Here is an 18,941-nt window from a genome sequence, read left to right as displayed (position 1 = left end):
GAGATGAAAGCGATTACAAAGTTGTGATTAACGTTTTATTTACTTTTTTGAAGTGTGATGTAACGCAATCCGTTACATGCTCAATTGTCTATAGTTTTTTCGCAACGGTTAATTAACCAACAATAATCACCCTACGAGGACGCACTTATGTGGAAGCGCTTACTTTTAGTCACAGCAGTTTCGGCAGCCATGTCGTCTATGGCAATGGCAGCCCCTTTAACCGTAGGATTTTCGCAGGTTGGCTCTGAATCCGGCTGGCGCGCCGCAGAAACCAACGTCGCGAAAAGCGAGGCCGAAAAGCGGGGAATTACGCTGAAAATCGCTGATGGCCAGCAAAAGCAGGAAAACCAGATTAAAGCAGTCCGCTCATTTGTTGCGCAGGGCGTCGACGCCATCTTTATTGCGCCGGTCGTGGCAACGGGTTGGGAGCCGGTGTTAAAAGAAGCTAAAGATGCCGACATTCCGGTCTTTTTGCTCGATCGTTCCATCGATGTAAAAGACAAATCTCTCTATATGACCACGGTCACCGCCGACAACGTGCTGGAAGGTAAATTGATCGGCGACTGGCTGATTAAACAAGTGGACGGCAAGCCGTGTAACGTCGTTGAGCTGCAAGGGACCGTTGGGGCCAGCGTGGCGATCGATCGTAAGAAAGGCTTTGCTGAAGCTATTGCCAGTGCGCCAAACATCAAAATTATTCGCTCTCAGTCCGGTGACTTCACCCGCAGTAAAGGGAAAGAAGTGATGGAGAGCTTTATCAAAGCGGAAAACAACGGCAAGAACATCTGTATGGTTTACGCCCACAACGATGACATGGTGATCGGTGCGATTCAGGCGATCAAAGAAGCGGGCCTGAAACCTGGCAAAGATATTCTCACCGGTTCTATCGATGGCGTACCGGATATCTACAAAGCGATGATTGACGGTGAAGCCAACGCCAGCGTCGAACTGACGCCGAATATGGCCGGCCCGGCATTCGACGCGCTGGAGAAATTCAAAAAAGACGGCACGATGCCTGAGAAGCTGACCATTACCAAGTCGATCCTCTATCTGCCGGATACGGCAAAAGAAGAGTTAGAGAAGAAGAAAAACATGGGCTACTAAGCCTTCATGAAAATGCCGGGGGCGCTGCGCTTGCCCGGCCTACATTACGCTCTTTTGTAGGCCGGATAAGCGTAGCGCCATCCGGCGTGATGCAGGGGGAACCATGACCACCGACCAACATCAGGAAATCCTCCGCACCGAAGGATTAAGCAAATTCTTTCCCGGCGTCAAAGCGTTGGATAACGTGGATTTCAGCTTGCGTCGTGGCGAGATTATGGCGCTGCTGGGAGAAAACGGAGCCGGCAAATCGACGCTCATCAAAGCGCTGACCGGCGTTTACCATGCCGATCGCGGCACTATCTGGCTCGAAGGCCAACCGATCACCCCCAAAAACACCGCCCATGCACAACAACTGGGGATTGGCACCGTGTACCAGGAAGTGAACCTGCTGCCCAATATGTCGGTTGCCGATAACTTATTTATTGGTCGTGAACCGCGGCGCTTTGGCCTGCTCCAGCGCAAGCAGATGGAAAAACGTGCGACGGAGCTGATGGCGTCATACGGTTTTTCCCTCGACGTGCGCGAGCCGCTGAACCGCTTTTCCGTGGCGATGCAACAAATCGTCGCCATCTGTCGGGCGATCGATCTCTCCGCGAAAGTGCTGATCCTCGATGAGCCGACCGCCAGCCTTGATACCCAGGAAGTTGAAATGCTGTTTGGCCTGATGCGACATCTGCGCGATCGGGGCGTCAGTCTGATCTTCGTCACCCACTTTCTTGATCAGGTTTATCAGGTCAGCGATCGCATTACTGTTCTGCGTAACGGCGGCTTCGTTGGCTGCCGTGAAACCCGAGAACTGCCTCAGATCGAACTGGTCAAAATGATGCTGGGCCGTGAACTGGATACCCATGCGCTACAGCGTGCGGGCCGCACGTTGCTGAGTGATAAACCGGTGGCGGCATTCAGCGGCTTTGGCAAAAAAGGCACCATCGCGCCATTTGATCTACAGGTGCGTCCCGGTGAGATCGTCGGTCTCGCCGGACTACTGGGGTCCGGGCGAACGGAAACGGCGGAGGTGATCTTCGGTATTAAACCCGCCGACAGCGGAAGTGCGCTGATCAAAGGCAAACCGCAGACTTTGCGCTCGCCACATCAGGCTTCGTGTCTGGGGATCGGTTTCTGTCCGGAGGATCGCAAAACGGATGGCATTATTGCCGCCGCTTCGGTGCGGGAAAACATCATTCTGGCATTGCAGGCACAGCGCGGCTGGCTGCGGCCTATCCCACGGAAAGAACAAAACGAGATTGCCGAGCGTTTTATCCGCCAGCTTGGTATTCGTACTCCGAACGCTGAGCAACCGATCGAATTTCTCTCCGGCGGCAATCAGCAAAAAGTGCTGCTCTCGCGCTGGTTACTGACCAAACCGCAGTTCCTGATCCTCGATGAACCCACGCGTGGGATCGACGTTGGCGCGCATGCGGAGATCATTCGCCTGATCGAAACGCTGTGCGCGGATGGTCTGGCGCTGCTGGTCATTTCATCCGAACTGGAAGAGTTAGTGGGCTATGCCGATCGGGTCATTATTATGCGCGATCGCAAACAGGTGGCCGAGATCCCCCTGGCTGAACTGTCCGTACCGGCGATCATGAACGCCATTGCGGCCTAAGGAGACTATGGTGATGCCTCAATCTCTCCCTCAATCCAATCCGTCTAAACGGCGGTTCCGTTGGCCAAAGGGGATGCCACAGCTGGTGGCGTTACTGCTGGTGCTGCTGGTGGATAGCCTGGTCGCCCCGCATTTCTACCAGGTGATTTTGCAGGATGGTCGGCTGTTCGGTAGCCCGATTGATATTCTCAACCGCGCCGCGCCCGTGGCGCTGTTGGCGATTGGTATGACGCTGGTGATTGCTACCGGCGGCATCGACCTTTCCGTGGGGGCCGTCATGGCTATTGCTGGCGCCACTACCGCGGCGATGACGGTGGCCGGGCACAGTCTGCCGGTGGTGCTGCTTGCCGCGTTAGGCTCCGGCATTCTGGCTGGGTTGTGGAATGGGATTCTGGTGGCCATCCTCAAGATCCAACCGTTTGTCGCCACGCTAATCCTGATGGTGGCCGGGCGCGGGGTGGCGCAGCTTATCACTTCCGGGCAGATCGTCACCTTCAACTCGCCAGAACTTTCATGGTTTGGCAGCGGCTCGCTCTTACTATTCCCCACGCCGGTAATTATTGCACTGCTCACGCTGGTGGTGTTCTGGCTGCTGACGCGGAAAACGGCGCTGGGTATGTTTATCGAAGCGGTGGGTATCAACATTCGTGCGGCAAAAAACGCCGGGGTGAACACCCGCATTATCGTGATGCTCACCTATGTGCTGAGCGGCCTGTGCGCGGCTATCGCTGGTATTATCGTCACGGCGGATATCCGCGGGGCAGATGCCAATAACGCCGGATTATGGCTGGAGCTGGATGCCATCCTGGCGGTGGTTATCGGCGGCGGGTCGCTGATGGGCGGGCGCTTTAACCTGCTGCTGTCGGTGGTAGGCGCATTGATTATTCAGGGCATGAACACCGGGATTTTGCTATCGGGCTTCCAGCCGGAACTGAATCAGGTGGTCAAAGCCGTGGTGGTGTTGTGTGTGCTGGTCGTGCAGTCGCAACGCTTTATCAGCCTGATAAAAGGAGTGCGTGGTCATGATAAAACGTAATTTACCGCTGATGATCACCCTCGGCGTGTTTGTGCTGGGTTATCTCTACTGCCTGACGCAGTTTCCCGCTTTTGCTTCCACCCGGGTCATTTGCAATATCCTGACCGATAACGCCTTTCTGGGCATCATTGCCGTAGGCATAACCTTCGTAATCCTCTCTGGCGGGATCGACCTTTCCGTTGGCTCGGTGATCGCCTTTACCGGCGTATTTCTGGCAAAGGCCATTGGCTATTGGGGCATTTCCCCGCTGCTGGCGTTCCCTTTGGTTTTGCTGATGGGCTGCGCGTTTGGTGCGTTTATGGGGTTACTGATTGATGCGCTGAAGATCCCGGCATTTATTATCACCCTGGCGGGAATGTTCTTCCTGCGCGGCGTCAGCTATCTGGTCTCAGAAGAATCCATCCCAATTAATCATCCGGTTTATGACACGCTCTCAAGCCTGGCATGGAAAATTCCCGGCGGTGGTCGCCTGAGCGCGATGGGATTGCTGATGCTGGCGGTTGTCGTCATCGGCATATTCCTGGCGCACCGTACGCGCTTTGGTAATCAGGTTTACGCGATTGGCGGCAACGCCACCTCTGCCAACCTGATGGGCATCTCAACCCGCAGCACCACCATCCGCATTTATATGCTGTCTACCGGGCTTGCGACGCTTGCCGGCATTGTCTTTTCCATTTACACCCAGGCGGGCTATGCGCTGGCGGGCGTTGGCGTCGAACTGGATGCGATAGCCTCAGTTGTGATTGGCGGAACGCTGCTCAGCGGTGGGGTCGGTACAGTGTTAGGGACGTTGTTTGGCGTCGCTATTCAGGGGCTGATCCAGACCTACATTAATTTTGACGGCACATTAAGTTCCTGGTGGACGAAGATCGCGATTGGCATTTTATTGTTTATATTTATAGCGTTACAACGCGGTCTGACGGTGCTTTGGGAAAATCGTCAAAGCTCGCCGGTTACCCGAGTGGGTACGGCGGCAACACCAAAGTAACATCCTGATTTTGCACAAGACATTTAAATACCTAAACTTTTTCCGGTTGTAGTCGATAGGTTCTGTACAGGTCTGTTTTAACCCTACAACCGGAAATATAACGATGCCAAAATCCCTTTCAATTCGATCAAGTTTGTTGGTGTTATTGTCTCTGCTGACGTTCCTTCTGTTACTGACCGGTGGTATGGGGCTATATGCTTCTACCCGTGTCATTACCTCGTTGATTTATCACGGTATTATGAGCGCTGCAATGTTGGCTGCTATCGCATTGCTGGCGGTCATTTGGTTTATGCTGCGAAATAAGTTTCTCAAACCGTTGGATAACATGGTTGAGCAACTGGAACGTCTGGCAACGGGGGATTTGTCGCCGGTTACCGCGTTGTCGGCCAGCGCCGAATTCAACCGCCTGAACGCAGCAATGGATGACATGCGCCATGCGCTGGGCGACTCGGTACAGCGCGTACGCGATGCCAGCTCGCAAATTGATATTGGCAGTCGTGAACTGACGGCCGGGAACCAGCATCTGGCGCAACGCACTGAATCGACAGCCACTTCGCTGGAGCAGACCGCCGCCAGCATGGAAGAACTCACGGCTACGGTGAAACAGAATGCGCAGAACGCGGAACAGGCGCACCAGCTGGCAAAATCGGTGTCGGATACTGCCGATCGCGGTAGCGAAATGGTGTGCTATGTGATCGAGAAAATGCGCGATATTTCCGGCAGTTCCAGCCGAATCGCCGATATCCTCAGCGTGATTGACGGCATTGCTTTCCAGACCAATATTCTGGCGCTCAATGCTTCCGTTGAAGCGGCGCGGGCTGGTGAGCAGGGGCGGGGCTTTGCGGTTGTGGCAGGTGAAGTGCGTAATCTGGCCAGCCGCAGCGCCGAGGCGGCCAAAGAGATCCGTACGCTAATCAGCGATTCGCACACCCATGTGGGGGAAGGCAGTGAACTGGCGCAGCAGGCGGGCGAAACCATGGATGAAATCGCGACCGAGGTTATGCGTATGACCAAACTGATGCGTGAAATTGCCAGTGCGTCCCAGGAACAGAGTCGCGGCATAGAGCAGGTGAATATCGCGGTAATTCAGATGGATGAAACGGCGCAGCAAAACGCGGCGCTGGTGCAGCAGTCTTCAGCGGCTACCCGCTCGCTGGAAGAGCAGTCTTCAGCGCTAATCGAAGCAATGGCCGTATTTAAGCTACAGAAAGCGTAAGCAGACGATGGATTTTGTAGGCCGGATGGCAACGCTACGCGTTTTATCCGGCCTACGTCCGTGCGATGAATGATACTTACGCGTCCGGGAACTCGCGGATAAAGCGTTCTACATCTTCAACCATATGGTCGTTACCCACGAAGAAGGAGCGGCGCTGGTGCAGGCTTTCTGGGGTGATATCCAGAATGCGTTCTTTACCATCGCTGGCTTTGCCGCCCGCCTGCTCGGCCAGGAAGGCCATCGGGTTGCATTCATACAGCAGACGCAGTTTCCCTTGCGGGTGGCTGGCGGTGCTTGGGTACAAGTAGATCCCGCCTTTCAGCAGATTGCGATGGAAATCCGCAACCAGAGAGCCAATGTAGCGCGAGGTATACGGGCGCTGGGTTGGCTTATCTTCTTCCTGGCAGAATTTAATGTACTTCTTCACGCCGTTCGGGAATTTGATGTAGTTACCTTCGTTAATGGAGTACGTGCTGCCTTTCGCCGGGAAGCGCATACGTTCCTGGCTGAGGCAGAATACGCCCAGAGAAGGATCGTAGGTGAAGGCATGTACGCCACAGCCGGTGGTATACACCAGCATGGTGGAAGAACCATAAACAACGTAACCTGCAGCAACCTGCTTGTTGCCCGGTTGCAGGAAATCCTCTTCCGTGACCGGTGTGCCGACTGGGGTTACGCGGCGGTAAATAGAGAAAATCGTACCGACAGAGACGTTAACATCGATGTTGGATGAGCCATCCAGCGGATCCATTAGCACAACGTATTTAGCGTGTTCACAGCCTTCAAAGACGACGATTTCATCTTCTTCTTCTGAGGCAATGCCCGCCACAATGTCGCGCGCCTTCAGTGCAGCTTTCAGTTTTTCGTTCGCGAACAGATCGAGTTTTTGCTGAACCTCTCCCTGCACGTTCTCAGCACCGCTGGCACCCAGGATATCGACCAGACCGGCCTTATTGATATCGCGGTGGATGATCTTGGCGCCCAGCTTTATTGCCGACAACAAAGCAGTGAGCTCACCGGTAGCATGAGAAAACTCGTGCTGCTTTTCGACAATAAATTCACCTAACGTTTTCATAACACTTTCCCTGCAATTTATGTGGAGTAAAGCGACCGCAACAATATTAACAAATATTTCCTTTGTTGCGCTTAGGTGAATCGCGCCAGCAAACTGCGGAATATCCTGAAATGCGTTTCTCACTTGCCGGACATGTGCGTAAAATGGCCCCCAGATTAAAAAAGGATAGTGACGTATGCGCATTCATATTTTGGGAATTTGTGGCACTTTCATGGGCGGTCTGGCGATGCTGGCGCGCTCGCTCGGTCATGAAGTAACCGGTTCGGACGCCAATGTGTATCCGCCGATGAGTACCTTACTTGAGAAGCAAGGCATTGATCTGATTCAGGGTTACGATGCCAGCCAGCTCGACCCGCAGCCGGACCTGGTGATCATCGGCAATGCCATGACCCGTGGTAATCCGTGCGTGGAAGCGGTGCTGGAAAAGAACATTCCGTACATGTCAGGCCCGCAGTGGCTGCATGACTTTGTCTTGCGCGATCGCTGGGTACTGGCGGTTGCGGGTACGCACGGTAAAACCACCACCGCCGGGATGGCGACCTGGATCCTCGAAGCCTGCGGCTATAAACCTGGCTTTGTGATCGGCGGCGTTCCGGGCAACTTTGAGGTTTCCGCGCGCCTCGGCGAGAGCGACTTCTTCGTGATTGAAGCGGATGAGTACGACTGTGCGTTCTTCGACAAGCGTTCTAAATTCGTACATTACTGCCCGCGCACGCTGATCCTCAATAATCTTGAGTTCGATCACGCGGATATCTTTGACGATCTTAAAGCTATTCAGAAACAGTTCCACCATCTGGTGCGTATCGTGCCGGGCCACGGACGCATCATCTACCCGGAAAACGACATCAATCTGAAACAGACGATGGCGATGGGCTGCTGGAGCGAACAAGAGCTGGTGGGCGAACAAGGTCACTGGCAGGCGAAAAAGCTGACCACCGATGCCTCCGAGTGGGAAGTGTGGCTGGACGGTGAAAAAGTCGGCGAAGTGAAGTGGGGCCTGGTGGGCGAGCACAACATGCACAACGGCCTGATGGCGATTGCAGCCGCGCGTCATGTTGGCGTCGTGCCTGCGGATGCGGCCAATGCATTGGGCTCGTTCATCAACGCCCGTCGCCGTCTTGAGCTGCGCGGTGAAGCCAATGGCGTGACGGTGTATGACGATTTTGCCCATCACCCGACGGCCATTCTGGCAACGCTTGCGGCACTGCGCGGTAAAGTGGGTGGTACGGCGCGCATCATCGCGGTGCTGGAACCTCGCTCGAACACCATGAAAATGGGCCTGTGCAAAGATGACCTGGCGCCGTCGTTAGGGCGTGCAGACGAAGTGTTCCTGCTGCAACCTCCGCACATTCCGTGGCAGGTAGCAGAAGTCGCTGAAGCCTGCGTTCAGCCGGCACACTGGAGCGGCGATGTGGATGCACTGGCAGATATGGTAGTGAAAACCGCACAGCCTGGCGATCACATTCTGGTGATGAGCAACGGCGGGTTTGGCGGTATTCATCAAAAACTGCTGGATGGTCTGGCGAAGAAAGCTCAGGCAGAAGAAGAGTAAAAAAATGCCCGGTGGCGCTACGCTTACCGGGCCTACAACGGATCGTAGGCCGGATAAGGTATTTGCACCGCCATCCGGCACTTTCGGCGGACGAAGAGGTTACGCCTCGTTTTCCGCCAGTTCACGCAGATACTGGAAGATCTGGCGGGAAGATTTTGGCGGCTTGTTGCCCGCTTTTTCTTTCCTGGCGTTACGCACCAGCGAACGCAGTTGCTGACGGTCGGCGTCAGGCCACAGGTTCATCACTTCTTCGATAGCTTCATCGCTACCGTCAACCATACGGTCACGCAGTTGCTCCAGCTTATGGAAGACAACGACCTGTTGGTTGTGACGGTTTTTCAGCTTGTCCAACGCCTGACGGATAGGATCAACATCGCGCTGGCGCAACATTTTGCCAATCAGCTGCAGCTGACGACGGCGACCTTCCATCTTAATACGCTGGGCCAGCTCAATCGCGGCACGTAAATCCGCATCGAGCGGGATTTTATCCAGCGCGTTTTTCCCCAGTTTTACCAGTTCCACACCCAGGTGTTTTAACTCCTCGGCGTCACGTTTTATTTCACTTTTACTGACCCAGATAATTTCATCGTCTTCGTCTTCGATGTCATCACCGGGAACGTCGTCGAGCCAGTCTTCGGGCTGCTTAGTCATGTCAGGCTCCTTAAAAAAAGAGGCTAATGTTACCAGTTAAGATGCGCACTGAAAAACGGTTCTCTGTTAGACTTCAGAGAAACTCTCTCTACATTATGGCATTTGCGATGAAAGTAATCTCACAAGTTGAAGCGCAGCGTAAGATTCTGGAAGAAGCAGTCTCGACGGCACTGGAATTAGCATCAGGTAAGTCGGATGGCGCGGAAGTCGCTGTGAGCAAGACCACGGGTATTAGCGTCAGCACCCGTTATGGTGAAGTGGAGAACGTCGAATTCAATAGCGATGGTGCACTGGGGATTACGGTTTACCACCAGAACCGTAAGGGCAGCGCATCGTCCACCGATTTAAGCCCGCAGGCGATTGCACGCACCGTGCAGGCCGCGCTGGACATTGCACGTTACACTTCGCCGGATCCGTGTGCGGGCGTGGCAGATAAAGAACTGCTGGCCTTTGATGCGCCCGATCTGGACCTGTTCCACCCGGCGGAAGTTTCCCCTGACGAAGCTATCGAACTGGCTGCCCGCGCTGAACAGGCGGCGTTGCAGGCCGACAAACGCATCACCAACACCGAAGGCGGCAGCTTTAACAGCCACTATGGTATCAAAGTGTTTGGCAACAGCCACGGTATGCTGCAGGGCTACTGCTCCACGCGCCATTCCCTTTCCAGCTGCGTAATTGCAGAAGAAAATGGTGATATGGAGCGTGATTACGCTTACACCATTGGCCGGGCGATGGGCGATCTGCAAACGCCGGAGTGGGTGGGGGCAGACTGCGCTCGCCGTACCTTATCTCGCCTGTCTCCGCGTAAGCTTTCCACCATGAAAGCGCCGGTGATTTTCGCCAATGAAGTGGCGACCGGACTGTTCGGACACCTGGTTGGCGCCATTGCGGGCGGCTCGGTGTACCGCAAATCCACCTTCCTGCTCGACTCGCTGGGCAAGCAAATTCTGCCGGAATGGCTGACCATTGAAGAACATCCGCACCTGCTGAAAGGGCTGGCGTCTTCACCGTTCGACAGCGAAGGCGTACGGACCGAACGCCGCGACATTATTAAAGACGGTGTGCTGACTCAGTGGCTGCTGACCAATTATTCTGCACGTAAGCTGGGGCTTAAGAGCACCGGTCATGCTGGCGGGATCCACAACTGGCGAATTCCGGGACAGGGTCTAAGCTTCGAGCAGTTGCTCAAAGAGATGGGCACAGGTCTTGTGGTTACCGAGCTGATGGGACAGGGCGTAAGCGGCATTACCGGCGATTACTCGCGCGGCGCGGCGGGCTTCTGGGTCGAAAACGGCGAAATTCAGTACCCGGTGAGTGAAATTACCATCGCTGGTAACTTAAAAGAGATGTGGCGTAATATCGTCACCGTCGGCAACGATATTGAAACGCGCAGTAATATTCAGTGTGGTTCGGTCCTGTTGCCGGAGATGAAGATCGCCGGGCAATAATACCCGTCATACTTCAAGCTGTGGCGTGAATTATTGAGGGTATCTGGCGTTTGTTTATTTTTGAATAATAAAAAAGGAAGTGAGCAATGCGTAAACACCTGTTAGCGATCGTCGCAGCTTCAACGCTGGTTCTTGGTTCTTCTGCGTTTGCAGCCGATCTTGAAGACGATATGGGGATCCTCAACGACAACCTGAAAATCGTCGAAAAAACGGATAATGCGACTGAACTGAAAGATGCGTTAACCAAAATGCGTGCAGCTGCGCTGGACGCGCAAAAGGGAACGCCGCCGAAGCTGGAAAACAAATCCCCGGACAGCCCAGAGATGAAGGATTTCCGTCACGGTTTTGACACGCTGATCGGCCAGATTGACGGCGCGCTGAAGCTGGCGAACGAAGGTAAAGTTAAAGAGGCGAAAGCTGTTGCGGAAGAGCTGAAAACCACGCGCAACGAAAACCACAAGAAGTTCCGCTAATCTGCGCTATCCGGCCTGCATACCCGTAGGTCGGATACAACACCCCGCTACTGCACGTCCCATAAGTAAACGCTATCCCCATCACATTTTTTCATTTTTATCGCCCATTCATTGTTCGCACTTCCTTCCATTTTTCTGCTCGCTCTTGCGATCTCAATCACATTCTTCCAGTGATAAATCGTGGTTCCAGCTCTTTTTGCGGCACAGATCACTATCGCTGCACACCTTTCCACTTCGAAGTGGAAAACAACTCGCTACAAACTCATAACCTCCGTCGTTAATTTACCCTCAGAGACATTAACGGGGTAAGACGAGTGAATAACGGAGCTGTAATGAATGACATGGGGGAATCGGTGGAACTGGCCGACCGCATGCTGGCGCAGGTGTATGCCTTGCTGCGTGAACGCAACATTATTCCCAACGCCGTACAGGAACAGATGCTGACGTCGCATGTTCGCGCCATGGCGCACCGCTCGGTAACGGGTGAACCCTTACCAGAGGTCGATGCCAGCTTGTTTGATGAAATATCTGCCGAATCAATGGCGCTTGCCCGCGACGTGGTCGCCGAGTTTGGCAATCTTCCTGAGGAAGAGGCCTGGCTGCTGTCGGTGCACTTCGAAGTCGCGAAAGACAACCTTTAAGGAGCAAAAGATGGAACAGATTACCGTAGTGATTGGCGATCGTCTGGGTAAAGGCCAGAAAGTGGCGGCAGGCGTAGAGAAAGCGGGTGGTCGTGCCGTTGTGGTGCCGGGCGTTGCAGCAGATATGAAGCTGGGTGACGTGATGAAAGCGGAAAACGCCACCTTTGGTATCTCGTTTTGCGGCAGCGGTGGTGCGGGTGCGATTACCGCGCAGACCAAATACGGCTACAAGGCGAAATACGGCATGCGATCGGTCGATGAAGGGGTAACCGCCATCAACGAAGGGTGCAACGTACTGGGATTCGGCTTTATGGACAAAGAAGAGCTCGGCGAGCGCCTGGTGCAGGCGTGGCAAAAGAAACACGGCGCTTAAGCATGAAAGAGCAATTCACCACCACGGTGAGAGTCACGGGTAAGGGCGAGACCAAAGCTCGCGCCTTTGCCGATGCCCTGAACCACGTTCAGGCTGCGGTGATGAAAGCGTCGCCGCATATCTTACTGCGTATTGAGCCACAGGATGTGCAGGTTGTTCAAGCGCGTGAATCGGTGCGTAAAGAGGCGTTTTTATTCCTCTTTTTGCGCCGGGAAAGACGCACTTTCAGCGTGGAGCTGGACGTGACCGTCAACGTGACTGCCATCAATCTCGACAAGGTGGATTTCGTTACGCAACGCTGATTTTCTATTAAAAGGCATAATTATGTTCCTGATAATATTAATAAAATCGCTCATCATCGGCGCGTTGGTTGGCGTTGGTGTCGGCGCTGGGGCTGCACGCATGTTTCATGCGCCTACCACTCAAGGGATGGGCGCGTTTCGTACTCTGGGAGAACTGAATTCCTGCGAAGGGGATCCGGCTTCTCACTTCTCGTTCGGCCTGGGCTTCTTCTTTAACGCCTGGGCTTCCTCTGTTGCGGCGGGGGCGTTCACGCAGGACGTCGACCATCGCATCATCCCCAACTGGGGCGCCGCCGCGCTGATGATTAAAAATCGCAACGTCGGTGAAACGCTGCACGACCCCAAACGCATGGCAATTGCCTGCGGCGTTATCGGGATGATCGTGGTGACCTTCCTGAACCTCACCGCATCATCCGTACCGGAAGCGTTGCAGGTTACCGCCGTCAAGGTACTGGTACCTGCGGCTAACCTGCTGGTTAACACCGTGATGCCAGTAATCTTCTGGCTGGCGGCGATCGACGCCGGTAAGAAATCTGGCTTCTGGGCCACCGTTTTTGGCGGCGCGGCGCAGCTGATCATGGGTAACGCCGTTCCGGGTCTGGTTCTCGGCATTCTGATCGGCAAAGGTGTTGAAGAGAGCGGCTGGAACCACGTCACTAAAGTGATGATGGTGGCTATCGTCGCGCTGTTTGTCCTGAGCGGCTTCTTCCGTGGCTTCGACATGAAGATGATCGAATCCTTCCATCTGACCGTGCCTAACTGGCTCGAACTTATCCACAACTCGCTCAGCGGCAAATAACGGAGGTCATCATGGAACAGAATAAAGGTTTTTGGTTCGCTGACTGGTCGTTCCCGATCTTCGTGGGCCTGCTCTCCTCTGGCGTGTTTGCCGGAACACACATGTACTACCTGTACGGTATTGGCGCATTTAACGAAGTGGCTTTTGTGGCGATGCTGAAGGCGGGAATGGATACCGGCTCCTACGGAGCAGTGGCGGCATTTGGCGCAAGCTTCCTGTTTGCCCGCATCATTGAAGGTTCGCTGGTGGGGATTTTGGATATCGGCGGGGCGATTCAGACCGGGGTTGGGTTAGGTGTTCCGGCGCTGCTGCTGGGCGCGGGCATTATCTTCCCGGTCGCCAACTTCGCCGCCTCGCTGGTCACCGGTCTGGTGATTGGTCTGGCGATTGGCTACATCATCATTCTGGCGCGTAAGTTCACCATCAACCAGAGCGACTCGACCTACGGTGCGGACGTCATGATGGGGGCCGGTAACGCCTCCGGACGCTTCCTCGGGCCGTTGATTATCCTCAGCGCGATGACGGCTTCGATTCCTATCGGAATCGGTTCTCTGGCAGGCGCGCTGCTGTTTTACCTGTGGCAAAAACCGATTACCGGCGGGGCGATCCTCGGCGCGATGATCCTCGGGTCCATCTTCCCGATTGCCATTAGTTGATGGTGTGTCGTTGTAGGCCGGATAAGGCGCAGCCGCCACTCGGCAATGACGCCTGATGGCGCTGCGCTTATCAGGCCTACACGACCGCCCCCATTTCAACAGGAGAGAGAGACATGTTTGATTTACTCCTGCGCCGTGCGCGCCTCGTTGACGATACGGTGAGCGATATTGCGCTCAAAGACGGCAAGATCGCGGCGTTGGGTGACGTTGATGGCCCGGCGCTGAAAACCATCGAGCTGGGCGGTGAGTGCTACGTCAGCGCAGGCTGGATTGACTCCCACGTTCATTGCTACCCGAAATCCCCGATTTACCACGACCAGCCGGATAGCGTTGGTATTGCGACCGGCGTCACTACCGTAGTGGATGCGGGCAGTACCGGGGCGGATGACATCGACGATTTTTACACCCTGACCCGGGAAGCTGCCACCGAAGTGTACGCGTTGCTGAATATCTCCCGCGTTGGGCTTATTGCCCAGAACGAGCTGGCCAACATGGCCAATATTGACGCTGATGCGGTACGAGAGGCGGTGAAACGCCACCCTGATTTTATCGTCGGTCTGAAGGCACGTATGAGCAGCAGCGTAGTCGGTGAAAATGGCATCACGCCGCTGGATCGCGCCAAAGCGATGCAAGCGCAGAACGGTGATCTGCCGCTGATGGTGCACATCGGCAACAACCCGCCGGACCTGGATGAGATCGCCGAGCGCCTGAGCGCAGGTGACATCATTACCCACTGTTACAACGGTAAGCCGAATCGCATTCTGACGCCGCAAGGCGAGCTGCGGGCGTCAGTGACGCGGGCGATTTCACGCGGCGTGCGTCTGGACGTTGGGCATGGCACCGCCAGCCTGAGCTTTGCGGTGGCAAAACGCGCTATCGAACTGGGTATTTTGCCGCACACCATCAGCTCCGATATTTACTGTCGTAACCGTATCAGCGGCCCGGTGCATTCCCTGGCGAATGTGATGTCGAAATTCCTCGCCATTGGGATGTCGCTTCCGCAGGTCATTGAATGCGTTACCGCCAATGCCGCCGATGGTCTGCGCCTGAAACAGAAGGGGCGGCTGCTGGTCGGTCTGGACGCCGATTTAACCCTCTTTACGCTTAAGCGCCAGCCAACCGTGCTGGTAGATGCAGAAAACGACAGCCTGCAGGCTGAACAACTGCTGGTGCCGCTTGCCGCAATACGTGCGGGCAAGGGCTATATGACCGAACAAGGGAGCGCGGAACATGCCTTCAATTTTTGAGAAATACGATTTAAAACAGGTGATTAATACCTCCGGCCGCATGACGGCGCTCGGCGTTTCCACGCCGCGACCAGTAGTGGTTGAAGCCGCGATGGCGGGGATGAACCAATATTTCGAGATGAAAGACCTGGTCAATAAAACCGGCGACTACATCGCGAAATTACTGGAAGTGGAGGGGGCAACGGTTGTCTCTTGCGCCTCGGCCGGGATCGCCCTGTCGGTGGCTGGCGTATTGGTTAAAGACAGCGACTGGCTGCTGGAGAACCTGCACGTCACGCCCATCGAGAACAACGAAATCGTGCTGCCCAGAGGTCACAACGTCAACTTTGGCGCACCGGTGGGCACCATGGTAGCGCTTGGCGGCGGCAAGTTAGTGGAAGCCGGTTATGCCAACGAATGTTCCGCGGCGCAGTTGGCGGCGGCCATTACACCGCGTACGGCGGCCATTCTGTATATCAAATCTCACCACTGCGTCCAGAAAAGTATGCTCAGCGTGGAGCAGGCTGCGGTGGTGGCGCGTACGCATAATCTGCCGCTGATCGTGGACGCGGCGGCGGAAGAGGATTTGCAGTGCTACTACCGGGTTGGTGCAGATCTGGTGATTTATAGCGGCGCCAAGGCGATAGAAGGACCAACCAGTGGTCTGGTGATTGGTAAAACCCAATACGTTGAGTGGGTGAAGCGCCAGACGGCGGGAATTGGCCGGGCGATGAAGGTGGGCAAAGAGGGGATTCTTGGCCTGACCTGCGCCATCGAACTGTATCTGAACGCGCAGAAAGAGAGCGGCGCGGAGATGGTCGAGAAAATGACGCCGTTCATTAATGCCTTGAACCAGCTTAACGGCGTGAGCGCCCGCGTGGTGTGGGATAGTGCAGGGCGCGACATCGCGCGCACGGAAATTAAGTTTGATGAAGCGGTCACCGGGATCGCCACGGGGGAACTGGTCGATGCGCTGAAACAGGGGGAGTACGCGATTTACTTCCGTGGTTACAAAGCCAATGAAGGCATTATCGAAGCCGATGTGCGCAGCGTCGATCGCGCGCAGCTGGAGATTGTGGCCCGTCGAATTGGTGAAGTGATTTCGCAGGAGAAAAACGCATGAAACTGACCCCTAACTTTTATCGTGACCGCGTCTGCCTGAACGTGCTGGCAGGCTCCAAAGAAAATGCCCGGGACATTTATGCGGCGGCGGAAGGACACGTGCTGGTTGGCGTGTTGTCAAAAAATTACCCGGATGTCGCAAGCGCGGTAGCGGATATGCGTGAATACGCGGCCCTTATCGACAATGCGCTCTCCGTGGGGCTGGGGGCGGGCGATCCTAACCAGTCGGCGATGGTCAGTGAAATCTCCCGTCAGGTGCAGCCACAGCATGTCAATCAGGTCTTTACCGGCGTGGCCACCAGTCGCGCGCTGCTGGGCCAGCAGGAGACAGTGGTCAATGGTCTGGTCTCGCCAACCGGCACGCCGGGCAGGGTGAAAATCTCCACTGGTCCGCTAAGCAGCCAGTCGCCGGACGGTATTGTGCCGGTAGAAACCGCGATTGCGCTGCTCAAAGACATGGGCGGTAGCTCAATTAAATACTTCCCGATGGGCGGCCTGAAATGCCGTGACGAGTACATTGCGGTCGCGCAGGCCTGCGCCCGTCATGACTTCTGGCTTGAGCCAACCGGCGGTATCGATCTGGATAATTTCACTGAAATCCTGCAAATTGCCCTCGATGCCGGAGTGAGTAAAATCATTCCTCACATCTATAGTTCGATTATTGATAAGGTGAGTGGTAACACTCGTCCGGACGACGTACGCCAACTGATGGCGATGACCCGGGCCTGCGTAGGCTAACTGACTGATGAGGAAACTGACGTGCGATTCCCCAACCAACGTTTAGCACAGCTGTTTGCCATGTTGCAAAACGAAGCGCTTCCACAGGACGAGCTGGCGCAGCGGTTGTCGGTTTCCACACGCACCGTACGGGCGGATATCACCGCGCTAAACGCGCTGCTCACCCAGTATGGCGCACAGTTTGTCCTCAGCCGGGGTAATGGATATCAGCTCAAAATTGACGACCCGGCAAGCTTTCACACCCTGCAAACGCAGCAGCCCAATACGTTGCTGCGCATCCCACGCACCAGCCAGGAACGGATACACTGGCTGGTGGTGCGTTTTCTGACGTCGGCTTTCTCGCTGAAGCTGGAAGATTTGGCTGATGAATGGTTTATCAGCCGAGCGACGCTGCAAAACGATATGGCTGAGGTGCGCGAGCATCTGCAACGTTATCATCTGACGCTGGAAACGCGTCCCCGTCACGGCATGAAGCTGTTCGGCAGCGAAATGGCGATCCGCGCCTGTTTGACCGATCTGCTGTGGACGCTGGCGCAGCAGGATCCGCAGCATCCGTTAGTGACGCAAGAAGCGCTGAATGCGGGGCTTCCTGAACAGTTGCAACCCGTTTTGCAGGACATTTTTGCCCGTTTCCATATTCGTCTGACCGATGAGGGCGAGCTGTTTTTACGCTTGTACTGCGCGGTGGCGGTACGGCGGATTAGCGAAGGATATCCACTCCCGGATTTTGCCGCAGAAGAGGCCGATCAATCGGTGTGCCTGGCCACGCGGGAAATCGCGGCGGTACTGCACCGCCTGGCAGACAAACCGCTTTCCGTTTCCGAAGAAAACTGGCTACAGGTGCATATTGCTGCCCGCCAGGTTCAGGAGATCGCGCCCAGTGCTATCAATGCGGATGATGACGAAGCGTTGGTCAATTACATCCTGCGTTTTATCAACACCCAGTACAACTACAACCTGTTGAATGATAAACAGTTGCATGCTGACCTGCTGACGCATATTAAGACGATGATCACCCGGGTGCGTTACCAGATAATGATCCCCAATCCGTTGTTGGAAAATATTAAACAGCACTACCCCATGGCGTGGGACATGACGCTGGCCGCCGTCTCGGGATGGGGAAAATATACGCCGTACACCATCAGTGAAAATGAGATTGGCTTCCTCGTGCTGCATATTGGCGTCGGGCTGGAGCGTAGTTACAACATCGGTTACCAGAGGCAGCCGAAGGTTCTGCTGGTATGCGATGCCGGAAATGCGATGGCGCGGATGATTGAAGCGGTACTGGCGCGTAAGTATCCGCAGATAGAGATCGTCGATACCGTAACGCTTCGCGACTACGAACAGCGGGAAAGCATCAGCGAAGATTTTGTCATCTCAACCGCGCGGATTGGTGAAAAAGATAAGCCGGTGGTGATGATTGCGCCATTCCCTACCGATTATCAGCTGGAGCAGATTGGCAAACTGGTGCTGGTCGACAGAACCCGTCCGTGGATGTTGAACAAATTCTTCGATGCCGCCCATTTTCGTGTGATTGACGAGCCAATGGATCAACAAACGTTGTTCAAAACCTTATGCCGTCAGTTGCAGGATGAAGGTTTTGTCGACGCGGAGTTTCTTGATTCGGTGGTTGAGCGTGAGGCCATCGTCAGCACCATGCTGGGTGACAGCATTGCCTTGCCGCACGCCCTTGGTCTGCTGGCAAAGAAAACGGTGGTCTACACCATCCTCGCCCCGCAGGGTATCGCCTGGGGAGATGAAACGGCCCACGTGATCTTCTTGCTCGCCATCAGCAAGAGTGAATACGAAGAGGCGATGGCTATCTACGATATCTTCGTCACCTTCCTGCGCGAACGCGCGATGACGCGACTCTGCGCGTGTCGCAATTTCACCGAGTTCAAAGCGGTTGCGATGGAGTGTGTGAGCCGTTTTTGA

19 protein-coding genes are annotated in these 18,941 nt (G+C 55.0%); 17 read left to right on the top strand and 2 right to left on the bottom strand.

Annotated features, from left to right (window positions below):
• Positions 1 to 147 precede the first annotated feature (147 nt).
• From ytfQ to BZK40_RS08230, 5 genes are all read left to right on the top strand, one after another.
• Complete coding sequence (ytfQ, locus tag BZK40_RS08250; protein ID WP_003025728.1) at positions 148 to 1,104, top strand: galactofuranose ABC transporter substrate-binding protein YtfQ; 957 nt, start codon at positions 148 to 150, stop codon at positions 1,102 to 1,104.
• A gap of 103 nt (positions 1,105 to 1,207) precedes the next feature.
• Entirely contained in the window at positions 1,208 to 2,710 is a 1,503-nt protein-coding gene (ytfR, locus tag BZK40_RS08245; protein ID WP_048215067.1) for a galactofuranose ABC transporter, ATP-binding protein YtfR, read from the top strand.
• Positions 2,711 to 2,723: 13 nt separating this feature from the next.
• A complete protein-coding gene (gene ytfT / locus BZK40_RS08240; RefSeq protein WP_003830397.1) occupies positions 2,724 to 3,746 on the top strand; it encodes a galactofuranose ABC transporter, ATP-binding protein YtfT in 1,023 nt (340 codons plus the stop codon).
• The gene (gene yjfF / locus BZK40_RS08235) at positions 3,733 to 4,734 is read left to right on the top strand and encodes a galactofuranose ABC transporter, permease protein YjfF (protein ID WP_079934464.1); all 1,002 of its coding nucleotides are present in this window, start codon (positions 3,733 to 3,735) and stop codon (positions 4,732 to 4,734) included. Before ytfT ends, yjfF begins: the two co-directional genes overlap by 14 nt.
• Before the next feature lie 103 nt (positions 4,735 to 4,837).
• Positions 4,838 to 5,950 (top strand): methyl-accepting chemotaxis protein, encoded by a 1,113-nt coding sequence (locus BZK40_RS08230; RefSeq protein WP_008786037.1) that lies wholly within the window; start codon positions 4,838 to 4,840, stop codon positions 5,948 to 5,950.
• A gap of 76 nt (positions 5,951 to 6,026) precedes the next feature.
• Here the strand turns inward: BZK40_RS08230 and fbp are convergent, their stop codons facing one another.
• Entirely contained in the window at positions 6,027 to 7,025 is a 999-nt protein-coding gene (gene fbp, locus BZK40_RS08225) for a class 1 fructose-bisphosphatase (RefSeq protein ID WP_003830390.1), read from the bottom strand.
• A 175-nt stretch (positions 7,026 to 7,200) separates the two neighbouring features.
• On the opposite strand from fbp, the gene mpl reads away from it, so the two are divergent.
• Positions 7,201 to 8,577 carry a UDP-N-acetylmuramate:L-alanyl-gamma-D-glutamyl-meso-diaminopimelate ligase gene (mpl, locus tag BZK40_RS08215; protein WP_079934463.1) on the top strand — a complete coding sequence of 459 codons (1,377 nt, stop codon included), beginning with the start codon at positions 7,201 to 7,203 and terminating at the stop codon, positions 8,575 to 8,577.
• A 99-nt stretch (positions 8,578 to 8,676) separates the two neighbouring features.
• Here mpl and yjgA read toward each other — a convergent pair whose 3' ends face one another.
• Complete coding sequence (gene yjgA / locus BZK40_RS08210; RefSeq protein ID WP_008786039.1) at positions 8,677 to 9,228, bottom strand: ribosome biogenesis factor YjgA; 552 nt, start codon at positions 9,226 to 9,228, stop codon at positions 8,677 to 8,679.
• A 95-nt stretch (positions 9,229 to 9,323) separates the two neighbouring features.
• On the opposite strand from yjgA, the gene pmbA reads away from it, so the two are divergent.
• The 11 genes from pmbA to BZK40_RS08155 all read left to right on the top strand — a co-directional run bounded on the left by pmbA (position 9,324) and on the right by BZK40_RS08155 (position 18,941).
• The gene (gene pmbA, locus BZK40_RS08205) at positions 9,324 to 10,676 is read left to right on the top strand and encodes a metalloprotease PmbA (RefSeq protein WP_003830385.1); all 1,353 of its coding nucleotides are present in this window, start codon (positions 9,324 to 9,326) and stop codon (positions 10,674 to 10,676) included.
• Between the two features lie 86 nt (positions 10,677 to 10,762).
• A complete protein-coding gene (cybC, locus tag BZK40_RS08200; protein WP_003025756.1) occupies positions 10,763 to 11,149 on the top strand; it encodes a cytochrome b562 in 387 nt (128 codons plus the stop codon).
• A gap of 332 nt (positions 11,150 to 11,481) precedes the next feature.
• A complete protein-coding gene (locus BZK40_RS08195) occupies positions 11,482 to 11,790 on the top strand; it encodes a glycine dehydrogenase (protein ID WP_003025758.1) in 309 nt (102 codons plus the stop codon).
• 10 nt (positions 11,791 to 11,800) lie between these two features.
• Positions 11,801 to 12,163 carry an SFCGS family glycine-rich protein gene (locus BZK40_RS08190; RefSeq protein WP_003830384.1) on the top strand — a complete coding sequence of 121 codons (363 nt, stop codon included), beginning with the start codon at positions 11,801 to 11,803 and terminating at the stop codon, positions 12,161 to 12,163.
• A gap of 2 nt (positions 12,164 to 12,165) precedes the next feature.
• A complete protein-coding gene (locus BZK40_RS08185; RefSeq protein WP_003025762.1) occupies positions 12,166 to 12,465 on the top strand; it encodes a DUF4312 family protein in 300 nt (99 codons plus the stop codon).
• 22 nt (positions 12,466 to 12,487) lie between these two features.
• Complete coding sequence (locus tag BZK40_RS08180) at positions 12,488 to 13,264, top strand: DUF4311 domain-containing protein (protein ID WP_003025764.1); 777 nt, start codon at positions 12,488 to 12,490, stop codon at positions 13,262 to 13,264.
• A gap of 11 nt (positions 13,265 to 13,275) precedes the next feature.
• Entirely contained in the window at positions 13,276 to 13,920 is a 645-nt protein-coding gene (locus BZK40_RS08175) for a DUF4310 family protein (protein WP_003830379.1), read from the top strand.
• Between the two features lie 113 nt (positions 13,921 to 14,033).
• Positions 14,034 to 15,167, top strand: a complete 1,134-nt coding sequence (locus BZK40_RS08170) for an amidohydrolase/deacetylase family metallohydrolase (RefSeq protein WP_079934462.1) — start codon at positions 14,034 to 14,036, stop codon at positions 15,165 to 15,167.
• Positions 15,151 to 16,269, top strand: a complete 1,119-nt coding sequence (locus tag BZK40_RS08165) for a DgaE family pyridoxal phosphate-dependent ammonia lyase (RefSeq protein ID WP_079934461.1) — start codon at positions 15,151 to 15,153, stop codon at positions 16,267 to 16,269. Before BZK40_RS08170 ends, BZK40_RS08165 begins: the two co-directional genes overlap by 17 nt.
• Entirely contained in the window at positions 16,266 to 17,006 is a 741-nt protein-coding gene (gene dagF / locus BZK40_RS08160) for a 2-dehydro-3-deoxy-phosphogluconate aldolase (RefSeq protein ID WP_071446755.1), read from the top strand. The genes BZK40_RS08165 and dagF overlap by 4 nt, the downstream gene beginning before the upstream one ends.
• Before the next feature lie 21 nt (positions 17,007 to 17,027).
• Positions 17,028 to 18,941, top strand: a complete 1,914-nt coding sequence (locus BZK40_RS08155; protein ID WP_079934460.1) for a BglG family transcription antiterminator — start codon at positions 17,028 to 17,030, stop codon at positions 18,939 to 18,941.

This window comes from Citrobacter portucalensis (genome assembly GCF_002042885.1).
GTDB lineage: Bacteria > Pseudomonadota > Gammaproteobacteria > Enterobacterales > Enterobacteriaceae > Citrobacter > Citrobacter portucalensis.
The sequence above is the reverse complement of the archived record's forward strand: the minus strand, read 5'-3'. Positions and strand labels throughout refer to the sequence as shown.